We start from the raw sequence: 21220 nt of genomic DNA, 5'->3' as shown, positions 1-21220 counted from the left end.
TCCCGCACCCCTTAAGCCCCCTATGCCCCATCCGCCCCCCACCCACTAATCTCGGAGCATGAGCTGGCTCCAAGCCCTGAAGGACACCGCCCGCTCCGGACTCACCGTCGAGCGGCAGCGGCTCGATCCCCTCGTCGCCGTCCGGGCCGCCGTGGGCCTCGCCCTGCTCGTCGGCGCCGCGCTGCACTTCTTCGGTCCCGCGGTCGCCGCCAGTTCCGCCTTCGGAGCCTTCCAGGCCGCACTCGCCACCTTCCAGCGCAGTTGGCGCACCCGACCCGTTCTCGCGCTCGCGTCCGGCGCGAGCCTCGCCGTGACGACCTTCGTCGGGTACCTGACCGGGTCTCACCAGGTCCTGTTCGTCGGGCTGCTGGCGCTGTGGACCTTCCTGGCCGGCATGGCGTGGGCGATCGGCCCCACCGCGGGCATGATCGCGAGTTCCAACGTGGCGATCATGCTCGTCACCGTGACCCTCCCGACCTCGGTGGGCGCCGCCGCGGGCCACGCCGGGATGATCATGGTGGGCGGTATGGTGCAGGCCGCCCTGATCGTGCTGTTCCCGGTGCGTCGCTGGGGCGCCCAGCGCGACGCGCTCGCCGACGCGCTCGCCGCCGAGGCCGACTACGCGCGCCGGCTGCGCCACGACCCCGTCGCCCCCTTCGACCCCGAGCCCCTGATGGCCGCCCGCAGCGCCGCCGCGATCACCCCCCGGCAGGCCCGCCGCCGCCCCGCCGAACTGCACGGCGCCCGGGGCCTCGCGGAACGCATCCGTCCGGTCCTCGCCTCCCTCGCCGACCCGGCCCTCGGCGTTCCCGCGGAGGGCGAGGAGCGCGCCCGGGTGCGCGAACTGCTCGCCGCGGCGGGGACCACGCTCGACGCCGCCGCCCGCGCCGTGCGCCACGGCGAGCCCGTCACGATGTCCCCGGCCGCGCTGGCCGTGCTCGCCCTCCCCAAGGAGGGCGCGGTGCTCACCGGCCCGGCCCGCCGCGCGGAGTCCCGGCTGATCGCCCTGCTGCGCGACGTGGTGGAAACCGCCCGCGGCACGGGCACCACCGACGCGGTGGGCACCAGGGACCGCCGCAACCTCAAGGACGAGGACCGTCCCGCGTACGTCACCGCCCGCCGCGCCGCGGTCCGCGCCGCCCGTCGGGTCGCCCGTCACCCCGAGCACCGCGCGGACCCCGACGACCACCTGCACCGCCCGACCGTGCTGGAGCTGGTCCCGGTCGCGCTGCGTCTGATGCGCGCCGAACTGCGCCGCGACTCGCCGGTACTGCGGCACGCCCTGCGCGTCGCCGCCGTCAGCGCCAGCGGTTACGTCCTCGGCACGGCGCTGCCGCTCGGTCACGGCTACTGGGTGCCGATGGCCGCCGTGATGGTCATGCGGCCCGACTTCTCGCAGACGTACTCGCGTGCCGTCGCCCGCTTCGGCGGCACCCTCCTGGGCGTCGCCCTCGCCACCGGCCTGGTGCAACTCGCACACCCGGGAACGGAGTTGTCGGCCGCGCTCGCCGTGGTCAGTGCCTTCCTGATGTTCCTGCTGCTGCGCACCGGGTACGCGGTCAGCCAGGTCTGCGTCGCCGCGTACGTCGTCTTCCTGCTCGGCATGGGCGGTCTCCAGTGGACCCAGACCGTTCCCGAACGCGTCGTGCTCACCCTGGCGGGCGGGCTGCTCGCGATGCTGGCGTACGCGATCTACCCGGCGTGGGAGACCCCGCGGCTGCGTACCCGCCTCGCCGACTGGCTGGTCGCCGACGTGCGGTACGCGTCCGCCGTCCTCCAGCGGTACGCGGACCCCGCCGGCGCCCCCGCCGACGCCGTGCGCGAGGCGCTGCTGGCCACCCGCGAGGCCCGGGTGGCCTGGAAGGACGCCCTGGAACGGGCGGCCAACGAGCCGGTACGGCACCGGGGCCTGTCCCGCGCAGCCGCCGCCGACGCCCCGCACGCGCTCGCGCAGGTGGCCCGGGTCGCCATGCTCATGGAGGCCCACCTGCCGGCCCGCGACACCCATCCGGTCCCGGCCGCCGCCACCCTCGCGAAAGCGCTGCGCGCGGACGTCGACGCCGCGGCCCGCGCGGTGCGCGAACGCCGTGCTCCCCGGTGGGACGCCTTCCAGGCAGCACTGGCGGCCTGGCGCGCGGGCGAGACGGGGGCGGTCGCGGGGGAGCCGACCGGTGACGACAAGGTCGTACGCAAGGGGGCCGGGCTCCTGCTGGAAGCGCTGGACGAACTCACCGAAGCCCTGGACGCCGAGCGGCCGCGCCCCAAGGGGGACGCGGCCCTCTCCCGGTCCTGACACCCGCCACGGGACTTGCACCCCGCGGGCGGGGCGGCGGGACGGCGGGACGGCGGACGGCGGGACGGCGGACGGCGGGACGGCCGGTCAGGACGTCGGCACCGTGGACGCCCAGCGGCCGGTCAGGACGTCGGCAGATCGGACGCCGAGCGGCCGTCAGGAGCCCGGCAGCTCGGGGGCCGACGGCAGCCCGGACGGCAGGTCGGTGGGGATCCCCGAGGGCAGGTCCGTCGGGATGCCGGAGGGCAGCCCGCCCGCCGGGCCCCTGGTGAACCGGTCCTCGATGCCGCTGCCCTCCCACTTCACCGTGAGCGACTTGCCGTCCGCGCCCGTGGTCACCGTGCCCTTCGCGCGGTCGGTGTTGCCGTTGGGGCACTTGAGGTCGAGCGTGACGGCGCCCTGGCGGACCACCCGGCCGGTGCACATGTGCTCGCCGAGGATGCCTGCCGCGTCGTCCTGGACGGTCAGGAAGACGGACTTGCCGTTCGTGGTCGCCATCCAGGAGCCGTTGACGTCCCCGGCGCCCGCGTCCCCGGCCGGCGGTGTGGTGGTGGCCGCGCCGGCGTCGGCGGACGCCTCCGGACTCGCGGAGTCCTGCGGGGCCTTGCCCTTGTCGCCGTCGCTGCTGCATCCGGTCAGCAGGAGGGCGGCCGCCAGAGCGGCCGCACCCGCGGCGGTACGTACGTGCTGGTGCACTCCGGACTCCCCATGTGTGGTCGGCAATCGGGTGGTGGAAGGAACGCGTCAAGCTACCAGGGCGTCTAGAAGGAGAAGTCGCGAGCCACTGCGGCCCACCGGTTCTGTAGTCGAGGGACAACCCCGCGTGCACGTGCATCTGCCCATGCATCCGCAGATGAACGAAGCTATGATCCGGGTCAGTTGACATTCCGACAGCAGTTGACGGCAGACGACGCCAGTAGCAGTTGACACCAGCACTTCCGGGAGCGACCTGTGCACCACGCATACAACGGCATGGCGGCCACACAGCTCCACGGGGTGGTCTGGCAGAAGAGCAGACACAGCAACTCGCAGGGCTCCTGCGTGGAGTTCGCGAAGCTGCCGGGCGGCGACGTGGCGGTTCGCAACTCGCGGCACCCGGAGGGTCCCGCGCTCGTCTACACGCCCGCGGAGATCGAGGCGATGCTGCTCGGCATCAAGGACGGCGAGTTCGACCATCTGACGGCGGGGAACTGAGCGCCACGCATCACTGCGGGCGCCCGGCGGACGCGACGCGAACCCCCGCAGACCGCTCCGGAACGGCACCCGGCCCCGCTGTTCGCCCCCGGGGCGACGACGTGGTCCGCACCGGCCGTTCCGGCCCGTGCCGGGCGCGATCTCGCCGCCCGTTCCGGCCCGTGCCGGGCGCGGCCCCTCCGCCCGTTCCCGCCCGTGCCGGGCGCGGCCTCACCGTCCGGGCCGGGGCCGGTCGCCCGTCCTCACTGCTCCTTCTGCAGCCGGAACAGCGCCCACACGACCTTGCCGTGCAGCGTCCCGTCCAGCGGGTGCCAGCCCCAGCTGTCGCTGAAGGAGTCCACCAGGAACAGCCCCCGCCCGGACTCCGCCGAGAAGTCGTCGCTGTCGCGCGCGGCGGGGCCGTCGTGACTGGGGTCGCGCACCGCACACACCAGTCGCGCGTTCCAGTGCATCAGGTGCAGCCGCACGGGGACGTCGCTCTCCCGCGGGGTGTCGGCCGGGAGGGCGTGTCGCAGTGCGTTGGTGACGAGCTCCGACACCACCAGGGCGACGTCGTCGAACCGGCTCTCCAGGTCCCACTGGCACAGCGTGGTGCGCGTGAACTTCCTTGCCCCGCCCACCGCTTCGAACCGCGCGGGCAGTGCGCAGGACGCGGAGGAGGACACCGACGCGGGGTCGATGGGGGGCGGGCCCTGCCGTAAAGGCACGAGCATGGTCGATCCATTGGTCCCCATGCGAGGCGCTCCCCGGGTTCGCGGTCGTGACATACGGCGTTGGTCAGACGTGCGCGCGGACCATGGTTCCGAATGCGTAGAGCAGATGCAAGGGCAGATGCACGTGCACGCGCCGGACTTGGACAACACCGTGCCGTTTCTTGCTCATTTCTTCCTGCAACCACTTTCGTACCCCTGCCATTTCCGTAACCGAATGAGTACGGGGCGGAGCGTTTTGGTGGCAGACTGCGGCCTCGGGACTCTGGGGAGGGCCTCGCGCACATGAAGCGGACGAGGACGAACGAGCGGCAGCGGCAACGAGAGGGAGGGCGGGAGAGGTGACCGCAGGCGAATCGAGCGGATCTGTGGTGCGGCGCATCCTGCTGGGTTCTCAGCTCAGGCGCCTGCGCGAGTCGCGCGGCATCACCCGCGAGGCGGCCGGCTACTCGATCCGTGCCTCCGAGTCGAAGATCAGCCGCATGGAGTTGGGACGGGTGAGCTTCAAGGCAAGGGACGTGGAGGATCTGCTGACGCTGTACGGCGTCACGGACGGAGCGGAGCGCGAGTCGCTGCTCGCCCTCGCCCGGGAGGCCAACCTCGCCGGCTGGTGGCACAGTTTCGGCGACGTACTTCCCGGCTGGTTCCAGACGTACGTCGGCCTGGAGGGTGCGGCGTCACTGATCCGCATCTACGAAGTCCAGTTCGTGCACGGCCTGTTGCAGACGGAGGCGTACGCGCACGCGGTCGTGCGGCGTGGTATCCCGCACGCCACTGCCGCCGAGGTCGACCGCCGCGTGGCCCTGCGCCTGGAACGCCAGAAGGTCCTCGTCTCCGAGCGCGGCCCGCACTTCCACGCGGTGCTCGACGAGGCCGCGCTGCGCCGCCCGTACGGCGACAAGGACGTCATGCGGGGGCAGTTGCAGCACCTGATCGACGTCTCCGAGCGCCACAACGTCACGCTCCAGGTGATGCCCTTCAACTTCGGCGGCCACGCGGGCGAGAGCGGCGCCTTCACCCTGCTGCGCTTCCCGGAGTCGGACCTCTCCGACCTGGTCTACCTGGAGCAGCTGACCAGCGCGCTCTACCTCGACAAGCGCGAGGAGGTCGGACAGTACGAACGGGTCATGGACCGCCTCCAGGAGGACTGCCCGAGCCCGTCCGCCACTCGGGACGTCCTGCGCGGACTCCTCCAACTCATCTGATCGAGCTGTACGTTGGCGGAACCTCGCGCCTCCCGCGCGCATCAGACGTCACGGGACGCACACAGGGAAACGCACCACCGCACGCAACGACCGCACCAGATGGACCAGCACGGACCACACAACGGGGGAACAGTGGCACTCGGGAACACCGGGGACGCCGGGGCAGAACAGAGGGATGGCATGTCCTACTTCACCGACCTGGCCCACCAGTACATCGACGGCCAGTGGCGCACCGGCAGCGGCTCGTGGGACATCATCGACTTCAACCCGTACGACGGGGAGAAGCTGGCCGCGATCACCGTCGCCTCGGTCGCCGAGGTCGACGACGCCTACCGCGCGGCCGAGCGCGCCCAGCGCGCCTGGGCGAACGTCAACGCCTTCAGCCGCCGGGACGTCGTCGAGCGGGTCCTGCGCCTCCTGGAGGACCAGGAGGACGCCATCGTCGAGGCGATCACCGCGGAGGCGGGCGGTACCCGGGTGAAGGCGAGGTTCGAGGTCCGGCTGGCCAAGGAGTTCCTGCGCGAGGCCACCCAGTTGGCGACCCTGCCCGAGGGGCGCATCCTGGCCTCCCCGACGCCCGGCAAGGAGAACCGCGTCCACCGGCTCCCCGTCGGCGTCATCGGCGTCATCACCCCTTTCAACTTCCCCTTCCTCACCGGCATCAAGGCCGCGGCCCCCGCCCTGGCACTCGGCAACGCGGTCGTCATCAAGCCGAACCAGAACACCCCCGTCGTCGGCGGCGGACTCATCGCGCACCTCTTCGAGGAGGCGGGGCTGCCCGCCGGTCTCCTCAACGTCCTGATCACCGACATAGCCGAGATCGGCGACGCGCTCCTCGAACACCCCGTGCCCAAGGTGATCGCCTTCACCGGCTCCGACCGCACCGGCCGCCACGTCGCCGCCGTCGCCGGAGCGCACTTCAAGCGCGCGGTGCTCTCCCTCAGCGGCAACAGCGCCCTGGTCGTCCTGGACGACGCCGACCTCTCCTACGCGGCCGACGCGGCCGTCTTCAGCCGCTTCGTCTCCCAGGGCCAGGTCTGCATGGCGGCCAACCGGATCCTCGTCGACCGCGCCGTGGAACGGGAGTTCACCGAGATCTTCGCGGCGAGAGTACGGGACCTGCGCACCGGCGACCCGGCCGACCCCGCCACCCAGCTCGGCCCCGTCATCAACACCTTCCACGCGGAGGCCCTGACCGGCCTGGTCGACCAGGCCCTCGCCGAAGGCGCCACCGCTCTCGTACGAGGGGCCACCCGCGGCAACCTGGTCGAGCCGACCGTCCTGACCGGTGTTCCCGCCGGGTCGCCCATCCTGGAGCAGGAGATATTCGGCCCCGTCGCCCTCCTCCTGCCCTTCGACGGGGACGACGAGGCGGTACGGATCGCCAACGACAGCCCGTACGGCCTGAGCGGCGCCGTGCACACCCGCAACGTGGAACGCGGCGTCCGTTTCGCCCGCCGGATCGAAACCGGCATGATCCACATCAACGACTCCACCATCCAGGACGACCCGATGGTCGCCTTCGGCGGCGAGAAGGCCTCCGGAATCGGCCGGATGAACGGCGAGTCCACGGTCGACGTCTTCACCACCCACAAGTGGATCTCGATCCAGCACGGCAGATCCGAGTTCCCTTTCTAGAGGCGTGCATTGTGGACATCGAGAGGCGTGAGTTGCGGACACGACCTGTCCGCATGCCTCGCTAGCGTGGGACTCGTTCCCCGAGAGACTCCCCGAAGGGCGGCCCGCCATGGTTCTGCACGTCAGCGCCGAGAACTGCACCGACGAGATCAGCGCCCTCCTGGCCTTCCTGGACGAGCAGCGCGCGGGCATCCGCAACGCCCTGCGCGGCCTCACCGACGAGCAGGCGGCCACCACGCCGAGCGCCAGCACGCTCTCGCTCTCCGGCCTCCTCAAGCACGTCACCGAGGCCGAGCAGAACTGGCTCGCGCTCGCCGGTTGCGACATCACCCCCGTCGAGCGCTCCGAGAGCGACTGGCAGGACTCCTTCCGGCTGGTCCCGGAGCAGGGCGAGACGGTGTCCGCGATGATCGAGCGCTGGGCCGAAGTAGGGCGCAGGGGAGCGGAGTTCGCCCGCGCCTGTGACCTGGACGCGACCTTCCCGCTGCCCGACGCCCCCTGGTTCCCCAAGGAGGACGTCTCGCTGCGCTGGGTGCTGCTGCGCCTGATCACCGAGATGGCCCGGCACGCCGGCCACGCGGACATCATCCGTGAGTCCCTGGACGGCAAGAACTCCCACGAACTCGGCGACTAGCGCAGGTCACGGCCCTCACCGCGGTTCGAGGAGGGCCTCCCGGATCTCCTCGAACCGCCGCAGCTCGTCCTGTACGGCGGCCCGCTCGGCGGAACCCAGCCGCACCGCCCGCGCCCGGTCCAGAAATCCGGCGGCCTCCTGGAAGCAGTCGCTCCGAAAGGCCACATCGGCCCGCATCACCAGCATCTCGAACAGCTGCACCGGGGTGGGCTGCTCGTCGGTGATCGCCAGCGTCCGGTCCAGAAGCCGGGCGGCACCCGCCAGGTGCTCCCTGGCGTCGACCCAGCGGGCCGCGTAGTACATCGCCCGCTCGAAGGTCTCCTTCGGGGCACGGGTCAGGTCCTCGCCGGCGGGCTGCCCGAACCTCAGGCAGTTGCCGCCCGGATCGCTGACCAGGAACTGCCGCATCCCGAAGGACATGTCCCGCAGCGCACCGATGCGCGGCAGCCCGCGCGCCGGGATCCTCCCGTACGCTTCCTTGAGGCGGCCCCGGAAGTCCTCGTAGAGCGCGTCCACGCCGTCGCTGACGATGTACGCCGACGAGTACGACCGGGTGGGGTCGTACTCCTTCATGCCGAAGAACTGGAGCCGGATGCCGCCGCGCTCCACCTCCGCGTACGGGTTGGGGCTCTTCTGCTGGTACGTCGTCGCGAAACCCAGCACGGTGTAGAAGTCGACCACCGGCTGGACCTGCCGGCAGGGGAGGATCGGAATCGTCTTCTCGGCCATACCGAAGGACTCTAGTCAAATTTGACGACCTGCGTCCAGGGTTTTTCCGGTCGCTCGCGGGACCGGGCCGGGAGCGCATCGGGCGTGCGGGCCGACCGGGTGGATCGAGGAGGGGACGTACGTCTTCCCGGCGGAGACCCCGGACACGGACTTGCACCTCACGCGACGTGAGGAAGCACGCTGAGGAACGACACGGAACACCACCTCACAGAGAGGGCAGCGGAACCGCCATGAGCTATTCCGTGGGACAGGTCGCCGAGTTCGCCGGAGTGACCGTGCGCACCCTGCACCACTACGACGCGATCGGCCTGCTCTCCCCGAGCGGGCGCAGCCACGCAGGCCACCGGCGTTACGACGACACGGACCTCGACCGGCTGCAGCAGATCCTGTTCTACCGGGAGCTCGGCTTCCCTCTCGACCAGGTGGCGACCCTCCTGGACGACCCGCACACGGACCCGCGGGAACACCTGCGGCGCCAGCACGAACTGCTGTCCGCCCGGATCGTCAGGCTCCAGGAGATGGCCGCCGCCGTCGAAACCGCCATGGAGGCACGGAAGATGGGCATCAACCTCACCCCCGAGGAGAAGTTCGAGGTCTTCGGGGACCACGACCCCGACCAGTACGCCGAAGAGGTCCAGGAACGCTGGGGGAACACCGACGCGTACCGCGAGTCCCAGCGGCGGACCGCCGGCTACACGAAGGAGGACTGGAAGCGCCTCACCGAGGGGCTCGACGCCCTGCACCACAAGATGGCCGACCTGCTCGCCGCAGGCGTCCCGGCGGACTCGACCGACGCCATGGACGTGGCCGAGGAACACCGTCTGTTCATGTGCGACGGCTACCTCCACGTCTCGCACGAGATGCACACCTGCCTCGGCGAGATGTACGTCGCGGACGAACGGTTCACCGCGGTCTACGAGAAGATCCGCCCCGGCCTAGCGGCCTACATGCGCGACGCGATCCTGGCCAACGGGGTACGGAACGTCTGACGACCGGCGGGGCGGTTCCCTCGTGGGCACGGGCGGGGACGGGCCCACGAGGGACGGGGGGTGGGACCACGGGGGCGGGGCGTGAGCCGCCCGTCGGGGGGACGGGGGTGGGGGTCTGCCGACCCCCACCCCCACCGCGTTGCCCCACCGCGTTCCCCGCCCACGCGCCGCTCCGCGTGCGCCGGTCCTCATTCCCTGACGATGACGACCGCCGTCCCGTACGCGCACACCTCGGTGCCGACGTCCGCGCCCGCCGTGACGTCGAACCGCATCGCCAGCACCGCGTTCGCCCCGCGCACCCGCGCCTGTTCCGTCAGCCGCTCCATCGCCTGGCTGCGCGTTTCCACGAGCGTCCTGGTCAGGCCGCGCAGCTCCCCGCCGACCAACGACTTCAACCCGGCCCCGATCTGGCTGCCCACGTGCCGGGACCGTACAGTCAGGCCGAACACCTCGCCGATCACCCGTTCCACCCGATGACCCGGTACGTCATTGGTGGTGACGACGAGGATGTCCGCCTCGCCGCTCTGGCCGCCGCCGAACTCCTCGATACCCATCCGCATGCGCCTCTTCCCGTCGACTTCGCGCGCGTTCTCCCAGGAGAGCCTTGCGCTCGTACAGGCAGAGTGCACCCTGGAAGGACCGGGGGAACCCGTGAGTGCCCATGGGCGTTGATACTTTTGGCCAGCCCACCTGAAGACGATCCCCCTGGAGCCCGGAACCCGTGAACACGATTGCGCTCGGACCGGCCTGGCTGGATCCGGACTTCCTGCTCAACCAATTCGGTCTGTACGGCCTGCTGGCCATCGTCTTCGCCGAGTCCGGTCTGCTGATCGGCTTCTTCCTGCCCGGCGACTCGCTCCTCTTCACCGCCGGTCTGCTGGTGACGACCGGCGTGCTGAAGACTCCGCTGTGGCTGCTCTGTCTGCTGATCGTGATCGCCGCGGTCGTGGGCGACCAGGTGGGCTACCTCTTCGGACGGAAGGTCGGCCCGGCCCTCTTCAGCCGGCCCGACTCCAAGATCTTCAAGCAGGAGAACGTGCAGAAGGCGCACGAGTTCTTCGAGAAGCACGGCCCGAAGGCGCTGATCCTGGCCCGCTTCGTGCCCATCGTGCGCACCTTCACGCCGATCATCGTCGGCGTCAGCAAGATGAACTACCGCACGTTCATCATCTACAACGTCGTCGGCGGCGTGCTCTGGGGAGCGGGCGTCACGCTGCTGGGTGCGGCTCTCGGCAACGTCGAGTTCGTGCACAAGAACATCGAGATGATCCTGATCGCCATCGTGCTGCTCTCGGTCGTACCGATCGTCGTCGAGGTCATCAAGGCCCGTAGCCAGTCGAAGAAGAACCCGCCGGCCCCGCTGCCCGGCTCCGCTCCGGTCCTCGGCCCCGACGGCACCCCCCTGCCCCCGCAGCCCCAGCCCCCGAACCCCCCGCAACGCGGCCGTCACGCCAAACGCTGATCCGCTCGCGGCAACCCGGCGGCCCGGCTCACCCGCACCCAGCCCTACGGGCAGCACGGTCCCCCTCCACCCCCCTTGGGCGGCAAGGCCGCACGCCGTAGCCCCCGCGGGCGGCGGGGCCGCACGCCGTAGCCCCCTTGGGCGGCGGGGCCGCCCCCGGGGGCGGAACGGGCGGGCAAGGGGGCGGCCCCCACGCGCAGCGTCCCGCCCCCGCCGTGCGCCGACCCGCGCCGCCGTACGCCCGCGCCCGCCTCACGCCCCGCACCCCGCGCCGCCGCACCCCCGCACGACCCGTACGCCCACACCGCGCCCCCCACCCCCGACCGGCACCGGCCCCCGCACCCCCGCTAGAACCCCCGCGTCCGCTTCGCCGCCCTCCTGCTTCCCCCTTCCCGCGCCGCCCCCGGCGTCCGCAGGAACAGCCGCGAGATCTCGCCCCCCAGGTTCACGCCGATCGCGATCGCCAGCGCGATCGCCGCCGCCTTGGACAGTGAGGTGAGCCCCGCGTTCACGTCGTTCTGAGCGATGCCGAGGAGTCCGTAGTACGTCGACGAACCCGGCAGCAGCGGCCCGATGGCCGCCGTCACGTACGGCAGGGCCGATGCGTACTGGTAGCGCGAGAAGAGCTGTCCGAAGAGGCCGACCAGCCCGGCCGCCACCGCCGTCGACGCCACCGCCGAGATGTTCCCGGTGGTGTTCATCGCCCCGAAGACGATCCACGCGACGCCGCCGTTGAGCGACACCATCAGGACGGTGCTGCGCTCCTGCTGGAGCAGGATCGCGAAGGCGAAGCACAGGGCGATCGAGGCCAGGATCTGGATCACCGGCCGCGACTGCACGTGCATCGTCGCGTCGGGATGCAGGTTCGGGTTCAGCCCGGCCCCCACGTACAGCACGATCAGTACGCCCAGCACGATCGCGATGAAGAAGTACATGACTTCGAGCAGTCGCGCGGACGCGGTGATGTAGTAGCCGGTCAGCCCGTCCTGCACGCCCGCGACCAGCGCCCGTCCGGGCAGCAGCGCGAACAGCCCACCGGTGATCACCGCGGACGGCAGGATTCCGCTCACCACGCTGTCGGGGACGAAGGCCAGGCCCACGCCCATCGCGGCCGGTGGCATCGCCGCCGCCACGAACTGGTAGAACTCCGGCAGTCCGCGCCCCGCGCACAGCCACGCCAGCCGGTCGCCCAGGATCGCCCCGAGCGTCGCCGCGATGAACACGAGCACACCACCGCCGACCAGCACCGAGGCCGAACCCGCGAGCAGTCCGCTGGCCCCGGTGAGCGCCCACCCGGGGTACGGGTGCCGGTTCCGCCGGATCTCCGCCAGCCGCCGGTACGCCTCCTCCAGGGTGACGTCGGTGTCCGCGGCCGTGATGTCCGCGATCAGCCGGTAGACGCCCGCCAGGCGGGTGTAGTCGGTGCCCCGGCGCCGCACGGTCCGGCTCGCGGTGACGGGGTCGTCCACGAGGGAGGGCTGGTACGAGATCGACAGCAGCGTGAAGGTGACGGTGGGCTCGCACCGGTCGAGTCCGTACGCCCGGGACACCGCGAACATGGCCGCCTCGACGTCCTCGGCGCCCTCACCGCCCGCCAGCAGCAGTTCGCCGATGCGCAGCGTCAGGTCGAGCACGCGCGGCACGGCCGGCCCCGAGTCCTCCTCGTCGCCGTGCCGCTGCACGGTGTCCGGCACCGGACGGTCCCCGACGGGCATCCGCAGCAGGGTGCGCATCCGGTCCTGCCAGGGGGCCTCCTTGGTCAGCTTGACCATGGGTATGCCGTGGGCGGGGGTGAAGGCCGGGGGCGAGTGCCGCGCGCTGTAGGTCCTGGAAGCGTCCAGCGCGGTCCCGGACCCGCCCCTCTGCGCGTTCCGCTTCTGCGCGGCGGTCTTCGGTACGTCGAAGGCGGAGCCCTCCTGCGACTGCGGGGTCTCGGGCGTCAGCCCCTTGGGAAGGGCGAACTCGGAGGTCGGCTGCTCCTCCTCGACCGCCGGAGTGCTCCGCAGACCCTGCGGAAGCGCGAACTCGGAGGTCACGGACTGGTCCTCGTCCACCGCCACCACGGGGATGGCCTGGGTGGCCCCGACCCCGGACGTGGTGCTGGACGCCGTACGCCCGCTCCGCCCGGCCTCGGAGTTCCCGCCCACGCCGGACCCGGACCCCGACTCGGTGGCGGTCTTCGCTCCGGTCGGCGCCGCGAACGCGCTGCGCGCTTCGTCCGACGTCGGCTTGCGGTCCTCGGCCTCCTCAGCCCCGGTACCGCCCTTGCCCCGCTCCGACTCCGCCACCACTCGCCTCGCTCCCACCACTCACACGCCTCGACACACCCGCCTGCCCAGTATGTCCACGGATCCACCCCCCTCGCCGCCCGCCACCCCCACCCCTTCCCCCAGCCCACACCAGCCCCCCGGGCGGCGGGCCGCACGTTCCCTTCCCGCCCTCGTGAGCCCCCTTGGGCGGCGGGGCCGCCCCCGGGGGGGCGCGGGGGGCGCCTCCCTGCACGAGCGAAGCCGAGTGCTCGGGGGAGGGCGGGCGCGGGGGCGGCCCCCCACCGGACCTGCACCCCCGCCCCACGCCCCGCCGCCCCGCGTACGCCCCCCGTAACGCCCGTACCGCCCGTACCGCCCGCAGCTCTTCCGTAACGTCCCCCACACAGCACAGCGGGCGGCCCGCACCCCACCACGAGGAGTGCACGCCGCCCGCCGGACCTACCGCCTACGGTTTACCGCTCACGCACCGTTCAGTGCGCGCCGCCCTGCGCCTCAAGCCGCTTGTACGAGGCCTCGATCTCGGCCTCGGCCTCGGTCCGGCCGACCCAGTCCGCGCCCTCGACCGACTTGCCCGGCTCCAGGTCCTTGTAGACCTCGAAGAAGTGCTGGATCTCCAGGCGGTCGAACTCCGACACGTGGTGGATGTCGCGCAGGTGCTCCACCCGCGGGTCCGACGCCGGGACGCACAGCAGCTTGTCGTCGCCGCCGGCCTCGTCCGTCATGCGGAACATGCCGATCGCGCGGCACTTGATGACGCAGCCCGGGAAGGTGGGCTCGTCCAGGATGACCAGCGCGTCCAGCGGGTCACCGTCCTCGCCGAGGGTGTTCTCGACGAATCCGTAGTCCGCGGGGTAGCTGGTCGAGGTGAAGAGTCGACGGTCCAGACGGATCCGACCGGTCTCGTGGTCCACCTCGTACTTGTTCCGCGAACCCTTCGGAATCTCGATGGTGACGTCGAACTCCACGGGTGGCTCCTCCATGATCAACACAGTCTTAGGGATGCTGCGTCCTCCCGGAGTAGTCGGCTCCCCCCGGGCCCGGCCGAATGGACGGGTATGCCTCGCGGGGTGCCCTGCTCACGCAGAACGCAGTGGTTAAGTGTCCCTCACGCAGACGTGTGATCGCGAAAGGGGCTGGTCCGCAGTGCCCAAGCTCAAAACCTGGCAGCTCACGGCGGGCTCCGCCGTGGCCGGACTGGCCTTGGCGGCCGGTGCGGTCGCCGTCTCGGGGCCCTGGGACTCCGGTCAGCGTAAGGCCGAACGGGACGTTGCGGCCGTCCAGGACCGTACGGGTGGCGCACATCACGAAACGCCGCCCCGCAACCCGGCCGAACCGGCTCCCGCGCCCAGCGCCCGCAGCGTCCTGGGCGCGCTCGGCGCACCCGCCGTTCCGCCGTCGAAGGCCGACCGCGTCAAGGCCGCGCTGTCGCCGCTCCTGGACGCCGCCGCCCTGGGCCCGCTCCGTACGGCGTCGGTGGTGGACGCAGCCACCGGCGAGCCGCTGTTCGCACGGGGGGAGCGGGACGCCATGACCCCGGCCTCCACCGTGAAGATCGCCACGGCGGTCGCTGCGCTGTCCGCGCTCGGCCCCGACCACCGGATCCCCACCACCGTCCTCGCCACCGCCGACGGCAAGGCCGTCGTCCTCAAGGGGGGCGGCGACCCCACCCTGGAGAAGGAGGGGCTGCGCGCCCTCGCCGCCGACACCGCCCGCGCCCTGCGCGACAAGGGCGCCGGCCCGGTCTCCCTCGCGTACGACACGACCCTGTACACCGGCCCCGACATCCACCCCATCGGCAGGAACAACGAGAACCTCGCGCGCGTGACGCCGCTGATGGTGAACGAGGGACGCGTCGACGGCAGCCGCAGCGGCATCGGCGACCGCAGCCCCGACCCGGCGGGCGACGCGGCTAGCGCCTTCGCGGCCGAACTCCGGGCCCTGGGCGTGGAGCTGACCGGCGACCCGTCCTCCGCCAAGGCGCCCGCCGACGCGGAGCCCGTCGCCAAGACCCTCTCCGCCCCCCTCTCCGCCCTCGTCGAGCGCACCCTGACCCACAGCGACAACGACATCGCCGAGGCCCTCGCCCGGCAGACGGCGATCGCGGCGGGCGAGGAGGTGAGCTTCGTGGGCGCGGGCAAGGCGGTGCGCGACCGGCTCGCCGAACTGGACCTCCCGGCGGCCGACGCCCTCAACGGCGTCCACTTCGCGGACGGCAGCGGCCTCGACCGCAACGGCCGGGTCCCGGCGAGCCTCCTCACGGCGCTCCTCACCCGCGCGGCCGACCCCGCGCACCCCGAGCTCCGCCCCGTGCTGACCGGCCTCCCGGTCGCGGGCTTCAGCGGCACGCTCAGCACCAGGTACGCCGCGGACGCCCCCGGAACCGGCCTGGTCCGCGCCAAGACGGGCACCCTGCGCGGCATCAACACGCTCGCCGGAACCGTCGTCACCCAGGACGGCCGACTGGTGGCCTTCGCGTTCCTGGCGGGCAACACCTCCGCCCCGGGCCCGGCCCAGGACGCGCTGGACGCCCTGGCCTCGAAACTCGCGGCGACGGGCTGACCGACGGGCCGACCGACGGACGGACACCTCACGGGCTGACCGACGGGCCGACCGAGGGACGGGCAGCTCACGGGCTTGGCCGACGGGCCGACCGACGGACGGACACCTCCGGGAACGGTGCCGCGCCGCGGGCAGCAGACGTTCCGCCCCGCGGGCAGCCGCAGCCCGCCGCCGTCCGTACGGCGTGCCCGCTCCGTCCCACTCCACTCCTCCCGACCCCCTCCGCGCGCGCACTCGACAACGTACGGTTGACGCATGACGAGCCTCGGTGGTGCGGAGATGGTCGACTGGAAGCTCGCGGTGGCGACCGCGACCCGACTCGTGAGGCCCGGTCCCGACGTCAGTCGGGACGAGGCCCGCGCAGTCGTCGCGGAGCTTCGCAGGCATGCCAAGGCGTCCGAGGAACACGTCCGCGCGTTCACGCGGATGATCCCCGAAGGCACGGAGCCGCAGGACACCCCGGTACTGGTCGTGGACCGGGCGGGCTGGATCAAGGCGAACGTCGCGGGCTTCCGCGAACTGCTGCAACCCCTGCTGGGCAAGATGCAGGAACGTCGCGGCAACTCCCCCGGCGGAGCCGTGCTCGGCGCCGTGGGCGGCAAGGTCACCGGCGTGGAGGTCGGCATGCTGCTGTCCTTCCTGTCCTCCCGGGTGCTGGGCCAGTACGAGACCTTCGCCCCCGCCTCCCGCGACCTGCCGGCCGGTGGGAACGGCGGCGGCCGCCTCCTGCTGATCGCCCCGAACATCGTCCAGGTCGAGCGCGACCTCGAAGTGGACCCGCACGACTTCCGGCTCTGGGTCTGCCTGCACGAGGAGACCCACCGCACCCAGTTCACCGCCGTGCCCTGGCTGCGCGACCACCTGGAGAACGAGATCCAGTCGTTCCTCGGGGAGACCGACGTCGACCCGATGACGATCCTGGAGCGCGTCCGCGAGGCCGCCCAGGCCTTCGCCGGCAGCCGCCCCGAGGGCGAGACGGACGACGACGGCGGACGCAGCCTCGTCGAACTCGTCCAGAGCCCCGCCCAGCGCGAGATCCTCGGCCGTCTGACCGCCGTCATGTCCCTGCTCGAAGGCCACGCGGACTACGTCATGGACGGGGTCGGCCCCCAGGTCGTGCCGTCCGTCGCCGAGATCCGGGAGAAGTTCCAGCAGCGCCGGGCCAAGGGCGCCAGCCGGCTGGACCTCGCGTTGCGCAAGCTGCTCGGCATGGACGCCAAGCTGCGCCAGTACAAGGACGGCGAGAAGTTCGTGCGCGCGGTGGTCGACGAGGTCGGCATGGACGGCTTCAACCGGGTGTGGACCTCGCCGAACACGCTTCCGACCAAGGCCGAGATCGCCAAACCGGCGGACTGGGTCGCGCGGGTGCACCGTAAGGGAGACGCCTGAAGCCGGAGTGCGCCTCGGTGGGACGGGTAAGGGAAACGCCCCCGAAATCACCCATCCGAGGGACCGTAAGCGCTGGGTAGGCGTGCAATGCTCGGGTAACCGCTCGTCTCTGTCACCATCTACGCACTCTCCGTGACAGAGGCTCCTCCTCCCGAGGCACCCCAACTCCACCGAAGGGCACCGGACATGGGTCCCCATCCTGCGGTCGCAGCGATACGCCTGGCGGTCCGCCGCGTACTCCACGACGTGCTGAACCAGCACAGCCTGAACGACCACCACCGCAAGCAGCTCGACCCCGCGCACGAGCCGGCCGCCCCGCCGCTCGTGCTCGTGGCGTGCTCCGGCGGCGCCGACTCCATGGCGCTCGCCTCCGCGCTCGCCTTCGAGGCGCCCAAGCTGGGCGTCCGGGCGGGCGGCGTCACCGTCGATCACAACCTCCAGGCGGGATCGGGCACCCGCGCCGCCGAAGTCGTGACCCGGATGTCCTCGCTGGGGCTGGCCCCCGTCGAGGCCGTCTCGGTGACCGTCGGCCGCGCCGGGGGCCCCGAGGCCGCCGCCCGCGACGCCCGGTACGCCGCCCTGGACGGCAGCGCCCAGCGGCACGGCGCCGTCGCCGTCCTGCTCGGCCACACCCGCGACGACCAGGCCGAGACCGTCCTGCTAGGCCTGGCCCGCGGCTCCGGCACCCGCTCGCTCTCCGGAATGGCGGCCGTCTCGGGGGCGGCCGGGCGCTACCGGCGCCCCTTCCTCCAGCTCGACCGGCAGACCGCCCGCAAGGCCTGCATGGTCCAGTCCCTGCCCGTCTGGGACGACCCGCACAACGCCGACCCCGCCTACACCCGCTCCCGGCTCCGCCAGGAAGGGCTGCCCGCCCTGGAGAAGGCGCTCGGCAAGGGCGTCGTCGAAGCCCTCGCCCGCACCGCCCAGCTCTCCCGTGACGACGCGGACGCCCTCGACCACTGGGCCGCCGACGCCGGCCGTTCCGTACGGGACGAGACGGGCCGCCTCGAATGCGCCAAGCTCTACGCCCTGCCCCCCGCGGTGCGCCGCCGGGTGCTGCGCGGCGCGGTCATCGAGGCCGGGTCGCCCGCGGGCTCCCTCTTCGCCCGGCACATCGAAGAGGTGGACCGACTGATCACCGGTTGGCGCGGTCAGGGAGCCATCAACCTCCCCGGCCGCGTCGAGGCCCGGCGGCAGGGTGGCAGACTGGTGATTCGGCAGGGCTGAATCGGCAGGGCCGACGTTCTACGAAAGTGATGCGGGTGGACGCGAACGACATGGGTACCGACCTCAAGTCGGTGCTCATCACCAAGGAAGAGATCGACGCGAAGCTGGCCGGGCTGGCCGCGGAGATCGATGCGGAGTACGCGGGCAAGGACCTGCTCATCGTCGGGGTGCTCAAGGGTGCCGTGATGGTGATGGCGGATCTGGCGCGCGCGCTGTCCACCCCCCTCACCATGGACTGGATGGCGGTGTCCTCGTACGGCGCGGGCACCCAGTCCTCCGGTGTGGTCCGGATCCTCAAGGACCTGGACACCGACATCAAGGGCAAGCACGTCCTGATCGTCGAGGACATCATCGACTCCGGCCTGACGCTGTCGTGGCTGCTGTCGAACCTCGGCTCCCGCGAACCGGCGTCCCTCAACGTGTGCACGCTGCTGCGCAAGCCGGAGGCCGCCAAGGTCGCGATCGACGTGAAGTGGGTCGGCTTCGACATTCCGAATGAATTCGTCGTGGGATACGGCCTGGATTACGCCGAGAAGTACCGGAACCTCCCCTTCGTCGGGACGCTCGCGCCCCACGTATACGGGGGCTGAGTCCGGGCACCCGGCCCCCGGGAACCCTTCCGGGGCACCTCGGGGCCGTTTCGGGGAACCCTCGCGCAATTCCCGCCGTTGGAGCAGGGGAAGGCAGACTTGTCAGCCGTCCCCTGCGGTCGCGGGTGGCAATGCTGGGGTACCGTCCGAAGAACAGTCTTTTATTGAGCGGCATTTACCTACGGGCAGGAGGGACGGGGCGCAGTTCGCCCCGTATGGATGGACGTGAAGCGATACTTCCGTGGGCCGGTCATGTGGATCGTGCTGGCCGTCCTCGCCGTGGTCGTGCTGATGCAGGTCGTCGGCTCGTCTGGCGGCTACAAGACGGTCGACACCGGCAAGGTCATCCAGGCGATCGACAAGGACCAGGCCCGGCAGGTCAAGGTCACCACCGGTGACGAACAGATCATCAAGGTGGAGCTGACGGGCGACCTCAAGGTCGACGACAGCTCCAAGATCCAGGCGAGCTACATCGGGGACCAGGGCTCCAAGCTCGTCACGAAGCTCGACCAGAAATTTGAGTCCGGCAAGCTCGAAAAGGGCTACACCGTCACACCGACGAAGCAGAACGCCTTCGTCGGGATCCTGCTGTCCCTGCTGCCCTTCGTCCTGATCGTCGTCGTCTTCCTGTTCCTGATGAATCAGATGCAGGGCGGCGGCTCCCGGGTCATGCAGTTCGGGAAGTCCAAGGCGAAGCTCATCACCAAGGACACCCCGAAGACGACCTTCGCCGACGTGGCCGGGTCCGACGAGGCGGTCGAGGAACTCCACGAGATCAAGGAGTTCCTCCAGGAGCCGGCGAAGTTCCAGGCCGTCGGCGCCAAGATCCCCAAGGGCGTGCTGCTGTACGGCCCGCCCGGCACCGGCAAGACGCTGCTCGCGCGAGCCGTCGCGGGCGAGGCGGGCGTGCCGTTCTACTCCATCTCGGGCTCCGACTTCGTCGAGATGTTCGTGGGTGTCGGCGCCTCGCGCGTCCGTGACCTCTTCGAGCAGGCCAAGGCGAACGCCCCGGCGATCGTCTTCGTCGACGAGATCGACGCCGTCGGCCGCCACCGCGGCGCCGGCATGGGCGGCGGCCACGACGAGCGCGAGCAGACGCTCAACCAGCTGCTCGTCGAGATGGACGGCTTCGACGTCAAGGGCGGCGTCATCCTGATCGCCGCGACGAACCGGCCGGACATCCTCGACCCGGCGCTGCTGCGTCCGGGCCGCTTCGACCGGCAGATCGCGGTCGACCGGCCGGACATGCAGGGCCGTCTGGAGATCCTCAAGGTCCACCAGAAGGGCAAGCCGGTCGCCCCGGACGTCGACCTGGGTGCTGTCGCCCGTCGTACGCCCGGCTTCACCGGCGCGGACCTGTCGAACGTGCTGAACGAGGCCGCGCTGCTCACCGCGCGCAGCAACCAGAAGCTGATCGACAACCTGATGCTCGACGAGGCGATCGACCGCGTCGTGGCGGGCCCGCAGAAGCGGACCCGGATCATGTCCGACAAGGAAAAGAAGATCACCGCGTACCACGAGGGCGGACACGCCCTGGTCGCGGCGGCTCTGCCGAACTCGGACCCGGTCCACAAGATCACGATTCTGTCGCGCGGCCGGGCCCTGGGTTACACCATGGTGCTCCCGGAAGAGGACAAGTACTCGACCACGCGCAACGAGATGCTCGACCAGCTGGCGTACATGCTGGGCGGGCGCGCGGCCGAGGAGCTGGTCTTCCACGACCCGACGACGGGTGCCGCGAACGACATCGAGAAGGCCACCGGTACGGCCCGCTCGATGGTCACGCAGTACGGCATGACCGAGCGCCTCGGCGCGATCAAGTTCGGCGGCGACAACACCGAGCCCTTCCTGGGCCGGGACATGACGCACCAGCGCGACTACTCGGAAGAGGTCGCCGCGCTCGTCGACGAAGAGGTCAAGAAGCTCATCGAGACCGCGCACAACGAGGCGTGGGAGATCCTGGTCGAGAACCGCGACGTCCTCGACAACCTGGTGTTGGCCCTCCTGGAGAAGGAGACGCTGAACAAGGAGCGGATCGCCGAGATCTTCCAGCCGATCGTGCGACGTCCGGCCCGCCCCGCGTGGACCGGTTCGTCCCGCCGTACGCCCTCCACCCGGCCGCCGGTGCTCTCGCCCAAGGAGCTCGCGCTCACCAACGGCGCCACGCCCGCGATCACCTCGGTGACCAAGGACGTGACCCCCGGCGACGCGATCCCCGCTCCGGAAGAGCGTCCGGAGAGCAGCTGACACCATCGCCGGCCCGCGTCGTGGCGGGCCCGGAATGGATGCCGCGACCCCCAGGTTCTAGCCTGGGGGTCGCGGCACTTTCTT

General features: G+C 71.4%; 18 protein-coding genes. 12 read left to right on the top strand and 6 right to left on the bottom strand.

What is annotated here, in order from left to right; all coding sequences use genetic code 11:
• The first annotated feature begins 58 nt into the window (after positions 1 to 58).
• A complete protein-coding gene (locus tag ACQPZG_RS15625) occupies positions 59 to 2293 on the top strand; it encodes an FUSC family protein (protein ID WP_433546372.1) in 2235 nt (744 codons plus the stop codon).
• Between the two features lie 156 nt (positions 2294 to 2449).
• Here the strand turns inward: ACQPZG_RS15625 and ACQPZG_RS15620 are convergent, their stop codons facing one another.
• Positions 2450 to 2989 carry a hypothetical protein gene (locus ACQPZG_RS15620; RefSeq protein ID WP_433546371.1) on the bottom strand — a complete coding sequence of 180 codons (540 nt, stop codon included), beginning with the start codon at positions 2987 to 2989 and terminating at the stop codon, positions 2450 to 2452.
• Positions 2990 to 3244: 255 nt separating this feature from the next.
• On the opposite strand from ACQPZG_RS15620, the gene ACQPZG_RS15615 reads away from it, so the two are divergent.
• Entirely contained in the window at positions 3245 to 3487 is a 243-nt protein-coding gene (locus ACQPZG_RS15615; protein WP_185033823.1) for a DUF397 domain-containing protein, read from the top strand.
• Positions 3488 to 3729: 242 nt separating this feature from the next.
• Here ACQPZG_RS15615 and ACQPZG_RS15610 read toward each other — a convergent pair whose 3' ends face one another.
• Positions 3730 to 4221 carry an ATP-binding protein gene (locus tag ACQPZG_RS15610; RefSeq protein ID WP_433546370.1) on the bottom strand — a complete coding sequence of 164 codons (492 nt, stop codon included), beginning with the start codon at positions 4219 to 4221 and terminating at the stop codon, positions 3730 to 3732.
• 317 nt (positions 4222 to 4538) lie between these two features.
• On the opposite strand from ACQPZG_RS15610, the gene ACQPZG_RS15605 reads away from it, so the two are divergent.
• The 3 genes from ACQPZG_RS15605 (at position 4539) to ACQPZG_RS15595 (ending at position 7674) form a co-directional block, all read left to right on the top strand.
• Positions 4539 to 5402: a helix-turn-helix domain-containing protein gene (locus ACQPZG_RS15605; RefSeq protein ID WP_433546369.1), complete on the top strand. Its 864-nt coding sequence runs from the start codon at positions 4539 to 4541 to the stop codon at positions 5400 to 5402.
• A 180-nt stretch (positions 5403 to 5582) separates the two neighbouring features.
• Positions 5583 to 7040, top strand: a complete 1458-nt coding sequence (locus ACQPZG_RS15600; RefSeq protein WP_433546368.1) for an aldehyde dehydrogenase family protein — start codon at positions 5583 to 5585, stop codon at positions 7038 to 7040.
• Between the two features lie 109 nt (positions 7041 to 7149).
• Positions 7150 to 7674 (top strand): DinB family protein, encoded by a 525-nt coding sequence (locus ACQPZG_RS15595; protein WP_433546367.1) that lies wholly within the window; start codon positions 7150 to 7152, stop codon positions 7672 to 7674.
• A gap of 15 nt (positions 7675 to 7689) precedes the next feature.
• Here ACQPZG_RS15595 and ACQPZG_RS15590 read toward each other — a convergent pair whose 3' ends face one another.
• Positions 7690 to 8403 carry a bleomycin resistance protein gene (locus tag ACQPZG_RS15590; protein WP_433546366.1) on the bottom strand — a complete coding sequence of 238 codons (714 nt, stop codon included), beginning with the start codon at positions 8401 to 8403 and terminating at the stop codon, positions 7690 to 7692.
• A gap of 230 nt (positions 8404 to 8633) precedes the next feature.
• Here ACQPZG_RS15590 and ACQPZG_RS15585 point away from each other — a divergent pair, with 230 nt between their 5' ends.
• On the top strand, positions 8634 to 9392 hold the full coding sequence (locus tag ACQPZG_RS15585; RefSeq protein ID WP_433546365.1) for a MerR family transcriptional regulator: 759 nt from the start codon (positions 8634 to 8636) through the stop codon (positions 9390 to 9392).
• 188 nt (positions 9393 to 9580) lie between these two features.
• Here ACQPZG_RS15585 and ACQPZG_RS15580 read toward each other — a convergent pair whose 3' ends face one another.
• Positions 9581 to 9946, bottom strand: a complete 366-nt coding sequence (locus tag ACQPZG_RS15580; RefSeq protein WP_433546364.1) for a YbjQ family protein — start codon at positions 9944 to 9946, stop codon at positions 9581 to 9583.
• Positions 9947 to 10113: 167 nt separating this feature from the next.
• Between ACQPZG_RS15580 and ACQPZG_RS15575 the strand changes: the two genes are divergently transcribed.
• Positions 10114 to 10854, top strand: coding sequence for a DedA family protein (locus tag ACQPZG_RS15575; RefSeq protein WP_433546363.1), 741 nt, complete (start codon positions 10114 to 10116; stop codon positions 10852 to 10854).
• Between the two features lie 347 nt (positions 10855 to 11201).
• Here the strand turns inward: ACQPZG_RS15575 and ACQPZG_RS15570 are convergent, their stop codons facing one another.
• A complete protein-coding gene (locus ACQPZG_RS15570; protein WP_433546362.1) occupies positions 11202 to 13160 on the bottom strand; it encodes a threonine/serine ThrE exporter family protein in 1959 nt (652 codons plus the stop codon).
• A 434-nt stretch (positions 13161 to 13594) separates the two neighbouring features.
• Positions 13595 to 14089, bottom strand: a complete 495-nt coding sequence (locus ACQPZG_RS15565; protein ID WP_185034151.1) for an inorganic diphosphatase — start codon at positions 14087 to 14089, stop codon at positions 13595 to 13597.
• A gap of 178 nt (positions 14090 to 14267) precedes the next feature.
• Here ACQPZG_RS15565 and dacB point away from each other — a divergent pair, with 178 nt between their 5' ends.
• From dacB to ftsH, 5 genes are all read left to right on the top strand, one after another.
• A complete protein-coding gene (dacB, locus tag ACQPZG_RS15560; protein ID WP_433546361.1) occupies positions 14268 to 15683 on the top strand; it encodes a D-alanyl-D-alanine carboxypeptidase/D-alanyl-D-alanine endopeptidase in 1416 nt (471 codons plus the stop codon).
• Positions 15684 to 15938: 255 nt separating this feature from the next.
• Complete coding sequence (locus tag ACQPZG_RS15555; protein WP_433546360.1) at positions 15939 to 17072, top strand: zinc-dependent metalloprotease; 1134 nt, start codon at positions 15939 to 15941, stop codon at positions 17070 to 17072.
• A gap of 186 nt (positions 17073 to 17258) precedes the next feature.
• Positions 17259 to 18299, top strand: coding sequence for a tRNA lysidine(34) synthetase TilS (gene tilS, locus ACQPZG_RS15550; RefSeq protein WP_433546359.1), 1041 nt, complete (start codon positions 17259 to 17261; stop codon positions 18297 to 18299).
• 29 nt (positions 18300 to 18328) lie between these two features.
• Complete coding sequence (hpt, locus tag ACQPZG_RS15545; RefSeq protein ID WP_185033798.1) at positions 18329 to 18889, top strand: hypoxanthine phosphoribosyltransferase; 561 nt, start codon at positions 18329 to 18331, stop codon at positions 18887 to 18889.
• Between the two features lie 219 nt (positions 18890 to 19108).
• Entirely contained in the window at positions 19109 to 21136 is a 2028-nt protein-coding gene (gene ftsH, locus ACQPZG_RS15540; RefSeq protein WP_433546358.1) for an ATP-dependent zinc metalloprotease FtsH, read from the top strand.
• The last annotated feature ends 84 nt before the right edge of the window (positions 21137 to 21220 follow it).

This window comes from Streptomyces sp. CA-294286 (assembly GCF_050947155.1).
Lineage (GTDB): Bacteria > Actinomycetota > Actinomycetes > Streptomycetales > Streptomycetaceae > Streptomyces.
This window is presented reverse-complemented; position numbering and strand designations above follow the sequence as displayed.